A 14432-nucleotide genomic window follows, 5' to 3' on the forward strand; every position below is an offset into this window, starting at 1 on the left:
CGATGCTCCGCTCCTCCTCTCACGCACTCTTGCGCCGATCCCTCGCCGCCGCGCTAGCCCTATCGCTCGGCGCCTGCGTCGCTGGACCCCCGCCGGAAATCGCCACACCTGCGCCTGAGCTGCCTGAGAGTTTTCTGTTCGCGCCCTCAGCCGAAACGAGCGCCACTCTGGCTGAGCTTTTGCCGAGCGACGACCCTGCATTCATCGACCTTTCTGCCCAAGCATTGGACAGCGCCCCCAGTCTTCAGGAGGCCTTGGCCCGCATCGATATCGCGCGCTCCGGCGCACGCCGGGCGGGTGCTGCGCGCCTGCCGCTCGTCACAGGTGATGCATCGGCAACGGGCACGCGGATCAACCCCAACCAATTCGGCGATGGCGCGGCACAGGGCGGCTTTATCGACACCGAGCAGGTGCAATATGGCGCCAATGTCTCGGCCAGCTGGGACTTGGATATCTTCGGCCGTCTGCGCGCGCAGGAACGCGCGGCCATCGCCCGAATTGATGCCGCCAGCGCCTCCGCGGGTGCCGTCCGCTTGGCTCTGGTCGCAGAGATCGCGACCAGCGTGATCGACTGGCGCACATTCTCTCAGCGCCAAGAGGCGCTCGAGCAAGACGTGCTCGCCGCCGAACAACTCGCAGGGCTAGCCAAAACGCGCGAAGACGCAGGGCTCGCCCCCGGATTTGACCGCGTCCGCGCAGAGGCGGCGGCAAGCGCCTCGCGCTCTCGCTTGGCCGCTCTCGCCAGCGAGCGGGTCCTCATCATCGGCCGCTTGGTCACACTGACCGGTCAGAACGCGGGCATCGTCACCGCTGCTCTGGAAAAGCCAGGTCCAGCGGGCGTGCGCGCGATGGCACCAGCCGCCGTCCCGTCCCTGGTGCTGACCAACCGGCCTGACGTCTTGGCGGCAACCGCAGAGCTTGCCGCAACCGACGCAGACCTTGCCGCGACTGCGCGCCAGCGCTTTCCGCAGTTCACTCTGTCCGCCGCGCTCGGCCTGCTCGCCTTCAACCTCGGCGATCTGTTCGATTCAGATTCTCTGGTCGGCTCGGTCAGCGCAGGCTTGGCCGCGCCCTTGCTCGACTTTGGTCGGATAGAGGCAGAGATCGACGGCGCAGCGGCGACCAAAAGAGCCGCGTTCGCCGCCTATCGCGGCGCCGTGTTCCATGCGCTGGGCGAAGCCGAAACCGCCTATGGCCTGATCGAAGCGAGCGACCGCGAAGCGGATCTGGCGGTGAAGGAAAGAGACGAATTGCAGCGCGCAGCGAGCCTCGCCAATTCACGCTACCGCGCCGGACTAGCCGATTTCCTGACCGTGCTAGAGGCCCGCCGCGCCGCCGATGCCAGCGGAGAGAGAGCCGCCGCCGCGCTTGGCAGGGCGCAACGAGCACGGGTGCTGCTGTGGCAGGCTCTGGGCGGGGAGCAAATGTAGGCGGTGATGCTGGATTGGCGCTGAACTGCTTACTTCAGCCAACTTAACTCGAATGCCTAACCACGGCTGACGCGCTGTCCTTCCTCCCTGACCGATTTTTGCCGGTGTGAGCAGAGAGCCGACTTTCTGCTTTCGACCCAGAAGTCGTCATCGCGCCGCCCATTCCAAAGGTGATATGCGCACATCGGCTCCAAGACTTATTTTATCATTGCCCTGAAGATAAAATCCATATCGACTGGATCGCTTTGAGCATCTCGCAAAGTGCCGCTTGGAGTGATTCTTAGAAAGGTGACGGCAGGATCATATTCCGAGACGGGGATGTATCCAAAAACTGGCGGAGTTGTGATTGAGTTGGAGTATTCGATTTGCGCAGATGTGCAACAGCTTAGGCCTGACGAGGGCGTGCTCGAATCGATGAATCTTACTGGGCTACCGGAACCATCGAGATCACCGGTAAACATAATCAGCTCTGAAGGTATGGAATCGACGATCGCCAAAGAATTTGAGTCTGCCTTGCCTCCAGTGTTCCCAATCGAGATTGTGTAGTCGACCAGGTTTCCTGGAAGAGCAAAAGTGTTGCCAACAACTGCAGACGCTTTCTGCGCTGCAATCTCTGGCATTACCGGAAATGCCGTAACCGTCATGTTATCAAAGCCGCATGACTCATCATTGCCACCCTGATTCAGGGCGCAACGCAAAGTCAAATCTAGCGTTTGTCCGGGATTCTCAACCGTGATTGTGAACCGGTGAAGTTGGTCAAACCAAAACTGACCAGTTCCAAAGGCGAGCTCGACAGTGCCCGTTAATGGTACGTGAGACCAATCTACATCTCCAAGGCTGCCTGAACGCGTCGCTTGAGGATTGGGGAATGGTAGGGAGAATATCTGAACTCCATCCAAATCGACTTGGAACCTGTCAAAGCCCCATCGTGCGGTGTTGTCCCAGCTATCGAAACGATAAAAATCGAACACAATCTCAACACGGTCAGTGCTGGGTGGAATTGTGAAGGTGCGGCTTGTGGCATTAGGCGAGTTATCAAACCGTCCCAGAAATGTCGTAACGTCAGTATCAAAATCAGTATTGTTGACAGTCCAGCCCGTGACAGGACCTTCAAAATCATCTTGGTACACAATTGTAGATTGAGCATGTCCGACTGAGCACGCGAAAAGTGCCGTCAATGCCAAACTTAAATTGGCAGTTAGAGACGAATAGATTGCCATGTCACCGAGCCAATATCACAAACCGAGAAAGCAAATTGTTAATCGTCAGATGTTTTACTCATTATTACAAATCACTGCCTCATAGAAGAGCTGGACGGGCTGGCGGCGGGATCTAAGGCGAGTTTAGATGCTCGCTTTGGTCATGAAGTACTCGTCGTCCAGCGATGCAGCATCCGCTTTCACACCCAATGATGATCATTTTATAGCTGATACGAGACACCTCAAAGCGGACGCTCGAGTAAAGTTGGTAAGCCTCAGTGCCAAACATCCCACGTCACCCTGAACTCGGTTCAGGGTCCATCCCCCGCGCGGCCAGCAAGGCTTGGAGCTAAGGATGGATGCTGAACTGAATTCAGCATGACGCGTGTTTCATCGTTTGCGTCACCCCAGCGCGGGCTGAGGTCTAGAGCCATGCAGTGCAGCGCTTGCCCGCGTGAGAGCCCAGCCCTTAGGCAGGCTCAGGAGAATGCCTAAGGGCTGGGATGACGATGTGTGGGAGCAAGAGATCGCTTGGATTTTCCTACTCGATACGCTCTCGCTAGGACTGCGGCATGCTTTTGCCCCGAACCCTCCAACCCCTCAGTAATCGACTGGGTCGATCAATCAGCGCATCTGTGATCGATTGGTTTTTTGGCCATGACTGTGTTCCAGCCGTTCCAAGCGTCCCTCACATGCGATGGACGGAGCTAGGTCAGAAGCCGCTCAAACAGCCAGAAGCTGGCGATGGTGCCGATAGCGTAGGTGATGAGCTTCAGCGCAATCGGCCACGCCTGAGGCGCCCAGCGCAGGACCAGCCAGCGCAGGCACAGAACGGCGGCGATGACCAGCAATTGCCCCGACTCCACGCCGATGTTGAAGGCGAGCAATGCGGCGGGCACCTCGCCAGGTGGCAGGCCGATCTCCGAAAGCGCGCCGGCAAAGCCGAACCCGTGCAGCAGGCCGAAGCCCAGCGCCACCAGCCATGGCGCGCGCTGTGTCCAGCTCATCGGGCGATCTGGCTGGCCGCGACCGTGCAGCTCCACCGCCAGAAACAGGATGGACAGCGCGATCAGCGCCTCAACGGGGCGCTGAGGCAATCCGGCATAGCCCAATGTGGTCGCGACCAGAGTGACCGAGTGCGCTATCGTGAAGGCCGTGGCGGCTTTGACGACCGACCAGCCCCCGCGCACCAGCAGCACCAGCGCGATGACGAACAGCAGATGGTCCCAGCCGAGCAGGATGTGCTCAACGCCGATGGCAAAGTAGCTGCGAGCGACACCCCAGGTGGTTGGCGCGGCGGCGATGAGAACGCTTGGTATGTCGGACGTCAGCCGAGAGGTCTGCGAGGCTTGCCCAATTGGAACCACCCGCAGCAGCGCATCCGAACCGCTGGGCAGCGCAGCAAAGCCGATCCGCTGATCCGCAAGCGCGCCCTCGCATTGCAACCGGCCGTGGCCAAGCTGAGCCAGGGGGGCGGCGCGCAGAACGGGCCCCTCGATGAAGGCGCAGCTCTCCGGGATCACCAGCGCAGGAACGGGACCGGCGGCCTGATCGGCGGATGGGATGGGCAGCTTCCAATCGAGCAGCCACTCGCCTGGCTCTTGCTCGGACAGCTCAACAACGGCGGGGCGGATCTCATCGGCGGACGCAGGCACTGCAAGCAGCACCGCGCAGCACGTCAGCAGCCATCCCAGCCATGACCTCACTCGGCGATCTCGACTGTGTAGGCGCTCCGCAGCAGCTCATAGGCCGCTTCCTTGCGGGCCGCGATCGTCTCGCTGCGCCAATCGTTCAGGACTTGGTCGCGGACATCCACAAAGTCGGGCGCAGCGGCACTGGTCTTGGCTCGCAATCGGACCACGTGCCAGCCGAAGCCGGAGCGCAACGGGCCTTGCCAGTTGTCACCCGGATCAAGCTGTGCGAGCTCCGCCAGGAACGCCTCGCCAAAGCGGGTATCGACTTCGCGGGCGGGCATCCCTTGCGTGGATGCGGGCAGGCTGATGGTCTCGCCGATGGCGCTCCAATCACCCTGCGAAGGGAGACTCGCAAGCGAAGGCTTGGCCGCGCTTTCGCTCCCGAAATAGAGCTGATCAAAGCTGTAGCTCACTGCGCCGGCATAGCGCTCCGCATTGGCCTCATACCAAGCGCGCAAGGTCTCATCGGAAGGGGTAGCCGCCTCTGCCCGCGCACTGGCGGCAAGCTCCATCTTGCTCGCAAGCCTGCGCCTAACGACAGCATCACCCTGATCAAAGCCAAGGCGCAGCGCTTCGCGATACAGCACTTCGTCGCGGACAAAGCGCTCAATCTGCTGGTCAAGCTCCGCATCCGTCGGCGCCCGGCCCAATGTCCGCTCAAACCTGAGGGACAGGTCAGCCTGAACCGCGCGGTCGATGTCTATCGTGCGGCTGGCGGGATCAACCTCTTCGCCGCGCCACGCAAACAAGGCAAAGACAAGCGCGCCCGCGGCCAGGAAATGCACCAACGGTTCGCGCGTCCAATTGGGCCAGGCTCGCGCTCCGTCGCTAGGCTCGCTCACCCTTCCTCCATGATCGCAGGGGCCGTCGCCACCGGCGCAGGCCGCAGCCATATTGGTGAGGTGTACGCACGCTCTTGAGCCACAGCGTCGGCCATCGCGTCCTCTGACAGAGTGATCCCAAAACGCACCGCATCAAACAGCGACCAGCGCGGCGTTGGGATCTCGATGACGCGGACATAGTAGAATGCGCGCTGACCCTCGGAGTAGTCTGGATCGGTCCAGACCGTGCGCAGCTCGGATGCACCGATGTCATTGGTGTAAGTTGCCGTCTCGCGGTCGACCGTATCGCCAACAGAGGGCACCTTGCCGCCTGCTAGCGCGCGGTTTTCCATGTCGCTCCAAACGGCGTCATAAACCTGTTCCTGGGCCTCGCCCGAGGCATCGATCCACCCCTTCACCACCTGAACGCGGTCGAGGTTTGCGCCGTCAGGGTCTTTGAGCGCGGAGATCATGAAGCTTGGCGCGCTTCCCTTGTCGGCCAATTCGCCGCCCATTGGCACGCCGCGCGTGTAGCCTGCTCTCACCCAATCGCCGTCCCAATCAGCATCGGTGAAGTCGAACCCGCCAAAGATACGCACGGACATGCGCGGGCCAGTGGTGGCGTAAACCTCTCGCCGGGCAAAAGCGTCGAAAATCTCCGCCCTCGTGTTGCCGCGCGCCCATGCCGCTGCGTAGCCGCCAGCGAGATAGTGCCAGCCGAAGCGTCCTTCGCGCGTTCCCAGGTTTTGCGCAACCGTCGCACGGTTCTCGACGGTTGGCTCATTGCCGGTGTGCTTGCCGAAGAAATTGTCCTCATCACCCGTGGCCAGCGAGGTGTGGCTATCGGTCGAACCGATCATGCCAAAGGCATAGGGGTTCACGCCGAGCTGTTCTTCAAGCGAAAGGCCCCGCTTCAGTGCTTCTCGAACATAATTGCCGCCCAGCATCTCAGGCTTTGTCTTGGCAGTGAGCGGCAAATTGCCAAGCTCCCAACCTTTCACGCCGTAACCGGCCATCTCATCATTGGGCGACAACAGCGGGTGAGATTCGCTATCGCCTTTGATTTGCGTGACCTCAACCACAGGCTCTGCCGCTGCGCGCTTGGCCGCATATTCGGCCGTCATTGCACTGCCATCAGGCATGGTCATCTCAAACATCATCCCATTGGAAAGGTTCGAGTTGTGCGGAATGGCGAGCGCTTTGCCGCCCGTCTTCTCCGCGTAGGCGCTCATATAATCCCACAATTGTTCCGCTGTGTTGCTGAGACCCGGAAACGGCAGAACTTGGCTGGTCCGGTCGCTGCCATCGCGAAACATCACCACCCGGTGCAAATTGTTGCCATCAGGCATCAACGTCCATTCAAACCCGGCCAGCGCCGTAAAGCTGCCCGGCTTATTGTAGCGATCGAGGATCTCGAGCTGAGTGTTCCAAATGTCGGTGGTGTTTTCTATTTGCCGTTCTGGATCGCTCATCGCCTCGGGCAAGGTGCCATTGGCCGCCGCCGTAATCAGCTCGCCGATGGCGCGCTGAGATTGCTCCGGACTTTCATGCATCATGTCGTACCAGCGTAGCATGGTCTCATCGCCCATCGTCTGCACGCCGATACGCGGAGCATCGTAGAGCCTCCGGGTCGCGCCCAGGCCATCGGAATGGTCAGCAATGACCAGGAAATCGAGCGGGCGAGCGAGCTTCGCAGGTACACCGGTGGTCGCCGTTACCTCTTCGCCGCTGGCAAAACGCAGCGCGTCTTCCGGGCCGAGGCGGACGCCGAAGCCAAACGCATCAACCGAATTGTCCGTATGCAGGTGAGTGTCGCCCCAATAGGGCCGGTCGGGAAATTCCGCGAGTTCGATGGTGCCTTCGCCATCCCCACTTTGCGCTTCATCAACGCCGCTCAATGCGTCGCATCCAGCCAACGAAATGCTCGCAATGCCGGCCAAAGCGGCCGCTTTCCATGTCATCTGCATGGCGTCCCTCCCATTCCTCTTTTTATGGCCAGGAATGTGGGCCGAGGACACGCACTTCGTCAAGCCAAAGGGGAATGGTCAGCCCGACTTTTGCAGCAAAGCGGAACGCTCACAGCGGCACACGACCTCATCGCGTTGGTTCGTCAATTCATGGATGAACGTCACGACGCCAGCCTCTGGGCGCGACTTACTGAGGCGCAGTTCTTTGACTTCGCTTGCCGCGCGCAAAGTGTCGCCGATGAACACTGGCTTAGGCGTCACGACCTTATCAAAGCCCAAATTCGCCACGAGCGTCCCCAACGTTGTGTCGCCAACTGAGAGCCCAACCAAAAGCGAGAACGTGAAGGTTGAATTGACGAGAATCTGCCCGAAACCACTCTCTTTCGCGGCCTCAACATCAAGATGAAGCGGTTGAGGATTGTGAGTCATGGTCGAAAACAACAGATTGTCCGTCTCGGTCACCGTGCGGCGGATATCGTGCTCGATCCGCTCGCCCACCTGCCATTCGTCAAAGTACTTTCCAGCCATTGGCTTCAGTCTTCCTTCTTCCAGCTTGCAGCAACATCTGCCCCGTCCATCGCGCTGCCCCGGATGACGCCCGGTGTGCGGCTAAACCGAGGAGCCGGAGCCGTGTGCCACTCCCCGCCATGCTTCACATAGGCACCGCGCGCCTTCAAATGCGGATGCTCACGGGCTTGCTCGACCGGAAGGACAGGCGCAAAGCAAGCGTCGCTACCCTCGAGCAAATCGCACCATTCGGCCTGCGTCTTGGTCTTGAACATGGCCGTCAGTTGCTCAGCATAATCATCCCAATTGCGTGGGTTCATCTGACCTTCGGAAAGTTCGCTCGGCGCATTCGATTTTGCGAGAAACTCGGCATAAAACTGCGGCTCAATCGCACCCACGGAGACTTCCAAACCGTCAGCGCATTCAAAGCAGCGATAGAAGTGCGCCGCTCCGCCAAGCATGCCCTTCCCCTTCTCGGTCGAAAGGAATGGCCGCGAGCCAGCACCAAAGAAAAAGCTCATTAGGCTGGTGGCTCCATCGACAATCGCCGCATCGACAACTTGCCCTTTGCCCGACCGCTCTCGTTCATAGAGAGCGGCAAGAATTCCAAATGCGCAGTACATTGATCCGCCGCCAAAATCACCGACAAGGTTCTGCGGCGGTATCGCCGGCTCTCCGGCCCGTCCAACCGCGGCGAGAGCGCCCGTGATCGCGATATAATTGATGTCGTGTCCAGCCGCCTTTGCGAGCGGACCTTCCTGACCCCACCCGGTCATCCGAGCATAGATCAAGCGTTCATTCGCGCTGAGCACCTCATCTGGGCCCAGACCTAACCGCTCCATCACACCGGGGCGAAACCCTTCGATCAAAACGTCTGCTTTGGCCAAAGTCTCAAGGCAAAATGCGCGGCCCTCATCGCTCTTCACATCGACCGCAACGCGATTGCGCGCCCGTTCGACCACTGGGTTGCTGATCTGAGTGCCATGGCGCTCAATCCGAACAACTTCAGCGCCCAGATCCGCGAGCAGCATTGCAACGTGCGGCCCTGGGCCAATGCCTGTAAACTCGACCACTTTGAGGCCGGTTAGCGGCCCATTCGATTGCGTCATGCAATTCCTCTCCCTCTTGCGGGCGACATTGGCCTGCCCGGCTTCGGCTGGCAAGATATCGAGCGGGAGATTGATTGACTTTGTGAGCACAAGTCACACAATTGTTTGGTCGGCGATTTTTGCCAGATGAGGGGCCAGTTACGATATGAAAAAGGTCCTGGCAGTCGCTTCGGGCGGAGGGCACTGGGAGCAGCTGATGATGCTGCGATCGTCACTTGATCCGCACGATGTCTGTTATGCCACGACCCATAAAGGCATGGCCGCCGCCCATGGAATTGGGGATGCTGCCGAATTGCCTGATTGCAATCAGCGCACGCCCATTCGCGCGCTCCTTTGCCTGATTGCGGCGGTCCGTCTCGTGTTGAGGGAGAGGCCGAGCATTGTGATCTCCACCGGTGCCGCACCCGGATTTTTCTGCATCCTCGTCGGCCGATTGATCGGCGCCAAAACGCTATGGGTCGATAGCGTCGCCAATGCCGAACAGCTCTCAATGTGCGGGAAGCTGTCGCAACACGTGGCTCATGAATGCCTCACCCAATGGAGCCATTTGGCGAGCGACACTAAGCCCCGTTTTCGTGGGTCAGTCCTGTGATTTTGGTGACCGTCGGCATGCAACTGGGGTTTGATCGGCTGATACGCGCGATGGACGAAATTGCGCCAACGCTGGATATGCCCGTAATCGCTCAGACGGGACGAAGCCAGTACCACCCAGCCAATATGGAAACACACGAAAGCCTGGGTACGGGCCAGTTTGAAGCGCTGGCAACCGAGTCAAAACTGATCGTTTCCCACGCCGGGATTGGCACAATCCTGACCGCGCAAAGGCTGCAAAAACCAGTCATCTTACTTCCGCGAAGAGCGGAGTTAGGCGAACATCGCAATGATCATCAGTTGGCGACAGCCAAGCAGCTGAGCAATCGGCACGGCATCCTTGTTGCTTGGGATACAAATGACCTCGGTGCTGCGATCAGCAAGAGCCTGGCAAACCCAGACCTGCCTGACGCCAAACCTCAGGCCTCCGCAGAGCTTCTAGACGCAGTCTCCAGCTTCATTGAGGATAGACAGATTTAGCGACTGCCGCTCTGACTGCCCGCTACAATCACCGCGTACTGCGCCGCGCATCCGGCGACGACAAGTGACGCGCCAATATCGACGATCCAGTTCACCTTTAGTGCGCCTCCATACAGCAGGGCGTCGACCGAATGCAGCGATATGATTCGCAGCGCACTCAACAACAGCATCGCAAATGCGGCCAGCTGCGCAGTCATCAGCATCCTATTTGCGCCGCTATTGACCGCACCGGACGTGGCGCGCAGTCCTTGTCGGCCAATCAAGCCAAGGGCGCAGACTGCAATTGCAAACAGAGCAATCACGGCGGGAAGTTGCCAAACGCTGCGAGCCTCATAAGTACCCTGAGATCGCAGCAGATCGCGCATCACATCGCGCAGCATATCCTCAAGACCCAACAACCGCGACGCGATAAGCAGACAAAAGAACAAAGCCATCAGGAACCAAACGCGCCCATGCGGCATGCTCATGCCTTGCTGCACAGAAGCACGCCATGCCGCCCCGCACATCATGACCACGAAGAGATAGAGACCTGCGCCAAGCCAATTGAGGAGCGATACATCCTGAAGCACAGCCTCTGCCCTTCTTTAGTTGAGTGGAAACAAGCACGTATCCAAGCGCAAATGTCCCGTTTCAGCCGGTCCAGCCGCCAGAACGCAGTCCCAGCCCGAACTTAGATGATCCGCACATTGATCCTGATCACTGGGCGACATCGGATCAATTTGTAGTTGCTGACATAAACTATTGCACCTCAGGATTTAGGAAACTATCATTTATTACTTGAGACTTGAAAAAAGTCTTTGGGGTCATTATTGTGAAAAATCAAATTATTGATCAAGCACTTCGCGGTGCTCCAATCTTTGGCGCTGTAGCCATTCTAGGGGGCTGCGCTTCCCTGCCTCCGGCCAATATCGGCGCAAGCGTCACTGAGCCCGATGAAGCGCTGGGACAGGCCGACTACACCTTCCAGAAGCCCAGCACCTATCGGCTGCGCGCTTCTGATGTGATCTCCGTCGGTGTCTTTCGCGAGCCTGATCTTTCCCTCGAAGATGTGCGCGTCGGCGTAGATGGGATCGTCTCGCTCCCGATGCTCGGACGCCACGAAGTTGGCGGCAAAACAACCGGTGAGATTGAGAACGAACTCACCCAAAGGTTAGATACGCTGGGCCTCAAGAACCCGCGCGTCAGCGTCAATATCTCCGATTATGCGTCCCATCTGGTGACGGTCGAAGGAGCCGTGCAAGAAGCAGGCGTATACCCGTTTCAGCCGGGCGCGCGTCTATCATCCGCGATCGCAATGGCCAAGGGGGTGACCCGCGTAGCTGAACTAAAACAAGTGGCCGTCTTCCGCACCCGCGCAGATGGTATTTACGCGGCGCGCTTCGACTATGGCGAGGTCAGCCGCGGGACAATGCTCGACCCGGTGCTAGAACCCGGCGACCGGGTTGTGGTCGGCACCTCGACTTTGTCGCAATTCTGGCAAGACACCCTGCGCGCGCTGCCAGCATTCGGCGTGTTTGCGAGCTTGGACAATTGAGCCGGTCATGAACGAAACGTCCGCAGTTCCAAGCCCGACACCCGAGCCAGTCAATGCTTGGTACGAGCGCTATCTCCCATCTCCTCAGGCGAGCACTCAGGAGCGTCGACCGCTGTTCGATGTGACCGCATTGCGCGGATTGCTGTTCAGACAGCGCTGGACGATCGGCGGCACTGTCCTGCTGGCTCTTGTTGCCGGCCTGATACTCACAATGCTGCAGCAGCCGATCTACCAGGCTGACACGACGTTGCGGGTGGAACCGCGCGGGCTTTACGTGGTCGAAGGCCAGGATGTCGCCCCGCAAATCTACAACAATGAAATCTCGAGCTATATGGCGACGCAAGTTGGCGTGATCGAAAGCTACAATCTTGCGCTGGTTGTGGCGCAAAATCTCAAACTTGCTGGGCGCCCCGGATTCATGGGTGAAGAAGCAGACAGTGGCCGCCCGACTGGCCTCAGTGACGAGCAATGGCTTGAAGATAAAACCGCCATGGCCGCGTCGATGCTGAAGCGCGGGCTGACCGCAGATATTCCCTATGACAGCCGGATCGCGACGATCAGCTATCAATCAGAAGACCCGGCTTTGGCGGCGGAAATCGCGAACGCCTATGCCGAGGCCTATGTATCATCTGACACGCGGCGGAATGTCGACAGCAACGAATATGCACGCACTTATTTGCAAGAACAGATCGCCGATGTGCGGGCCCAGCTCCAAGATGCAGAGAAGGCTGCAAACGCCTATGCCCGCAGCAATGGCATCGTCACGCAAAAGCCTGCAAACGAAGACGGCGAAGCGGCAACCACCACGACCGCAGCGAACCTGACGAGCATCAATGAGACCGCCAGCGCCGCGCGGGCAAAACGCATAACGGCGCAGCAACGGTGGAGAGCTGTTTCCACCATGCCGGCTGCGCAATTGCCGGAGGTTCAGAACAATGTGGTGGTCCAAAACCTGCAGAACACACGGGCACGGCTCATCGGTGAGCGCACCAATCTGCAGCAGCGCTACAATGACCAATATCCTTCAATTGTCGAAATCAACGCTCAGATTGCCGAAATTGAACGGCAAATCGAGGACGCCAGTGCCGATATCAAGGCAAGCATTCGCAGTGACTTTGTGATTGCCCGCGAGCAGGAACGCGCGCTCACACGCGAGCTCCGCTCCGTCACGCAAGCGACGCTCAACGAACAAGATCGTCAGGTGCAATTCAGCGTCCTTGAACGAGAAGCCGGCGCGCTTCGCAGCCAGCTTGCAGAACTCTTGGAGCGGTTCAACTCGATCAGCACAGCGGCCAATGTGCAAAGCGGCTCCATAACACGGCTAGACCCAGCGTTGGTGCCCTCATCGCCCATATCGCCCAATCTCATGCGCAATTTGCTGATCGCTTTGGTTGGCGGCATCGCTCTGGCCGGCGGATTGGCCGTGATCCGCGAGACCTTTGATGATCGCCTGCGCTCGCTCGACGACGTTGAATCGAAGGTCAGATTGCCGTTGTTTGGGCACACACCCTTTGTCGATGAGGCCAAGATCCATGAAGAGGGGTCAGAGCAGCATGGCGCCTTGATGGAGGCCTATGCATCGATCCAGTCCACCCTCGACTACGCAATGTCGCGCGACAAAAACGTGCTGCAATTCACCAGCGCCCAGCCAGGCGAAGGCAAATCGACCAGCGCGCTGGTCCTGGCTGAGATGTTTGCTCGGTTGGGGCGCAAGACGCTGCTTATTGACGGGGATTTGCGTAAGCCGTCGATCGCGAAATTGCTTGGCAGCGAGCCTCCCGAAGCTGGGCTCGTCGAGGTATTGCTCGGACATTCTGATTTCGAAACGGCAGTGGTCAAAGGGCCTCATGAAAACTTGGACGTACTGGCCGTCGGCGCGCTTCCGCCCAATCCGGTCGAAACCCTGTCGTCAGATTATCTGGCCAATTTTGTATCTAAGCAGCGACAAGACTATTCGATCATCCTGATCGATTCCTCGCCGGTCATGGGGATCGCCGATGCCCCGCTGCTCGCCAAACATGTTGATGGGACAGTCTTCATTCTTGAGGCAAACAAAGTGCAGTTCGGCCAAGCCAAAGCGGCGGTTAAGCGGTTGCAAGGTGTTGGCGCTAATGTCTTGGGCGTGGTCCTGACAAAGTATCGCGCGCTGACCGCTGGGCAGAGCTATGATTACCAATACCGCTATTACCAATATGAGGACAAATAAGCGGGAGCTCAGGCCGATGGGCGCGGCAAGTTTCACGGTCATCATTCCCGCTCATGATGAGGCCGCAGTAATCGCGCGTTGCCTCACAAGCCTATATGAAGATGCGCCGGCCGAAGCCGAGTTCGAAGTGCTCGTGGTGGCCAATGGATGCAGCGATCAAACCGCCCGGATAGCGCGCGATTTTGCGCCTGAGATAAAAGTCATAGAAATAGCGCAACCATCAAAAACCGCGGCGATGAACGCGGGACGATCCGCCGCTTCGTATTTCCCTCAAGTGTTCCTGGATGCAGATGTGAGGTGCAGCTTTGGAACGCTCCGGGCGCTGGCGGATGCATTAGGGAATAGTGAGGTGCTGGCCGCGGTGCCAAAGGCACGGTTTGATACCTCGGGGTGTAGCTCGTCCGTACGGGCCTATTACAAGATCTGGCAGCAGCAGAGCTTTGCGTCGTCCGCGCTGGGAGGGGCAGGATGCTTTGCCATCTCACAGGAAGGCTTGGAGCGGATAGGCCCCTTCCCTGCGATTATCGCCGATGATTTGTGGGCTTTGTCTCGGTTCGCTGATCATGAAAGAGCTCTAGTGACGCAAAATAGCGCCGGGGAACCAGCCTATTCCACCATAACCCCGCCTCAGACCGCTATCGAGCAGGTCCGTATAGAAGCACGACGGCGGATCGGCAGTGAGCAGGTTCGCGGCCATTTCCCGAGTCCCCATTTGCCAGAGACAGGCACAGGCCTGCTCAAATCAGCTTTCTTCGAAGGGAATGCGCCCTTAGCCGCCATGACCTTTGCGGGACTGAAACTGGCCTCGAAGTTGCTTGCCGAGTGGCGTAAGCTGCGCGGGCAGCAGGCGATCTGGGTCCGCGATCATAGCTCGCGCAGCCTGTGAAAGTAGAT

Annotated in this window: 13 protein-coding genes; 6 read left to right on the top strand and 7 right to left on the bottom strand. The window is 59.0% G+C overall.

Features of this window, described 5'->3' with window-relative positions; translation table 11 throughout:
- Window positions 1–2 precede the first annotated feature (2 nt).
- Window positions 3–1430, top strand: a complete 1428-nt coding sequence (locus AC0V6V_RS06865) for an efflux transporter outer membrane subunit (RefSeq protein WP_486164690.1) — start codon at window positions 3–5, stop codon at window positions 1428–1430.
- Between the two features lie 197 nt (window positions 1431–1627).
- Here the strand turns inward: AC0V6V_RS06865 and AC0V6V_RS06870 are convergent, their stop codons facing one another.
- From AC0V6V_RS06870 to AC0V6V_RS06895, 6 genes are all read right to left on the bottom strand, one after another.
- The gene (locus tag AC0V6V_RS06870) at window positions 1628–2650 is read right to left on the bottom strand and encodes a hypothetical protein (protein WP_486166261.1); all 1023 of its coding nucleotides are present in this window, start codon (window positions 2648–2650) and stop codon (window positions 1628–1630) included.
- Window positions 2651–3336: 686 nt separating this feature from the next.
- Window positions 3337–4335 (bottom strand): HupE/UreJ family protein, encoded by a 999-nt coding sequence (locus AC0V6V_RS06875; RefSeq protein WP_486164692.1) that lies wholly within the window; start codon window positions 4333–4335, stop codon window positions 3337–3339.
- Window positions 4332–5165 carry a peptidyl-prolyl cis-trans isomerase gene (locus tag AC0V6V_RS06880; protein ID WP_486164693.1) on the bottom strand — a complete coding sequence of 278 codons (834 nt, stop codon included), beginning with the start codon at window positions 5163–5165 and terminating at the stop codon, window positions 4332–4334. Before AC0V6V_RS06880 ends, AC0V6V_RS06875 begins: the two co-directional genes overlap by 4 nt.
- A complete protein-coding gene (locus tag AC0V6V_RS06885) occupies window positions 5162–7105 on the bottom strand; it encodes a DUF3604 domain-containing protein (protein ID WP_486164694.1) in 1944 nt (647 codons plus the stop codon). Before AC0V6V_RS06885 ends, AC0V6V_RS06880 begins: the two co-directional genes overlap by 4 nt.
- An 84-nt stretch (window positions 7106–7189) precedes the next feature.
- A complete protein-coding gene (locus AC0V6V_RS06890; protein ID WP_486164695.1) occupies window positions 7190–7639 on the bottom strand; it encodes a MaoC family dehydratase in 450 nt (149 codons plus the stop codon).
- Between the two features lie 5 nt (window positions 7640–7644).
- On the bottom strand, window positions 7645–8727 hold the full coding sequence (locus AC0V6V_RS06895) for a CaiB/BaiF CoA transferase family protein (RefSeq protein WP_486166058.1): 1083 nt from the start codon (window positions 8725–8727) through the stop codon (window positions 7645–7647).
- A 145-nt stretch (window positions 8728–8872) separates the two neighbouring features.
- Between AC0V6V_RS06895 and AC0V6V_RS06900 the strand changes: the two genes are divergently transcribed.
- Window positions 8873–9319, top strand: a complete 447-nt coding sequence (locus AC0V6V_RS06900; RefSeq protein ID WP_486164696.1) for a glucuronosyltransferase — start codon at window positions 8873–8875, stop codon at window positions 9317–9319.
- 17 nt (window positions 9320–9336) lie between these two features.
- On the top strand, window positions 9337–9798 hold the full coding sequence (locus tag AC0V6V_RS06905; protein WP_486164697.1) for a glycosyltransferase: 462 nt from the start codon (window positions 9337–9339) through the stop codon (window positions 9796–9798).
- Here the strand turns inward: AC0V6V_RS06905 and AC0V6V_RS06910 are convergent.
- Window positions 9795–10367, bottom strand: a complete 573-nt coding sequence (locus tag AC0V6V_RS06910) for a hypothetical protein (protein ID WP_486164698.1) — start codon at window positions 10365–10367, stop codon at window positions 9795–9797. The genes AC0V6V_RS06905 and AC0V6V_RS06910 overlap by 4 nt on opposite strands.
- Before the next feature lie 242 nt (window positions 10368–10609).
- On the opposite strand from AC0V6V_RS06910, the gene AC0V6V_RS06915 reads away from it, so the two are divergent.
- From AC0V6V_RS06915 to AC0V6V_RS06925, 3 genes are read left to right on the top strand one after another with little or no spacing between them, the layout of a single operon-like run.
- Entirely contained in the window at window positions 10610–11332 is a 723-nt protein-coding gene (locus AC0V6V_RS06915; protein WP_486164699.1) for a polysaccharide biosynthesis/export family protein, read from the top strand.
- Window positions 11333–11339: 7 nt separating this feature from the next.
- The gene (locus AC0V6V_RS06920; protein ID WP_486164700.1) at window positions 11340–13538 is read left to right on the top strand and encodes a GumC family protein; all 2199 of its coding nucleotides are present in this window, start codon (window positions 11340–11342) and stop codon (window positions 13536–13538) included.
- The gene (locus tag AC0V6V_RS06925; protein WP_486164701.1) at window positions 13498–14424 is read left to right on the top strand and encodes a glycosyltransferase family 2 protein; all 927 of its coding nucleotides are present in this window, start codon (window positions 13498–13500) and stop codon (window positions 14422–14424) included. Before AC0V6V_RS06920 ends, AC0V6V_RS06925 begins: the two co-directional genes overlap by 41 nt.
- Window positions 14425–14432 lie beyond the last annotated feature (8 nt).

The sequence above is a fragment of the Erythrobacter sp. S249 genome (genome assembly GCF_057364975.1).

Bases quoted from the DNA above. Each gene is read 5' to 3' on its own strand.
- AC0V6V_RS06865 (WP_486164690.1), top strand. From the start codon at position 3: ATGCTCCGCTCCTCCTCTCACGCACTCTTGCGCCGATCCCTCGCCGCC.
- AC0V6V_RS06870 (WP_486166261.1), bottom strand. From the start codon at position 2,650: ATGGCAATCTATTCGTCTCTAACTGCCAATTTAAGTTTGGCATTGACG.
- AC0V6V_RS06885 (WP_486164694.1), bottom strand. From the start codon at position 7,105: ATGACATGGAAAGCGGCCGCTTTGGCCGGCATTGCGAGCATTTCGTTG.
- AC0V6V_RS06890 (WP_486164695.1), bottom strand. From the start codon at position 7,639: ATGGCTGGAAAGTACTTTGACGAATGGCAGGTGGGCGAGCGGATCGAG.
- AC0V6V_RS06895 (WP_486166058.1), bottom strand. From the start codon at position 8,727: ATGACGCAATCGAATGGGCCGCTAACCGGCCTCAAAGTGGTCGAGTTT.
- AC0V6V_RS06900 (WP_486164696.1), top strand. From the start codon at position 8,873: ATGAAAAAGGTCCTGGCAGTCGCTTCGGGCGGAGGGCACTGGGAGCAG.
- AC0V6V_RS06905 (WP_486164697.1), top strand. From the start codon at position 9,337: ATGCAACTGGGGTTTGATCGGCTGATACGCGCGATGGACGAAATTGCG.
- AC0V6V_RS06920 (WP_486164700.1), top strand. From the start codon at position 11,340: ATGAACGAAACGTCCGCAGTTCCAAGCCCGACACCCGAGCCAGTCAAT.
- AC0V6V_RS06925 (WP_486164701.1), top strand. From the start codon at position 13,498: ATGATTACCAATACCGCTATTACCAATATGAGGACAAATAAGCGGGAG.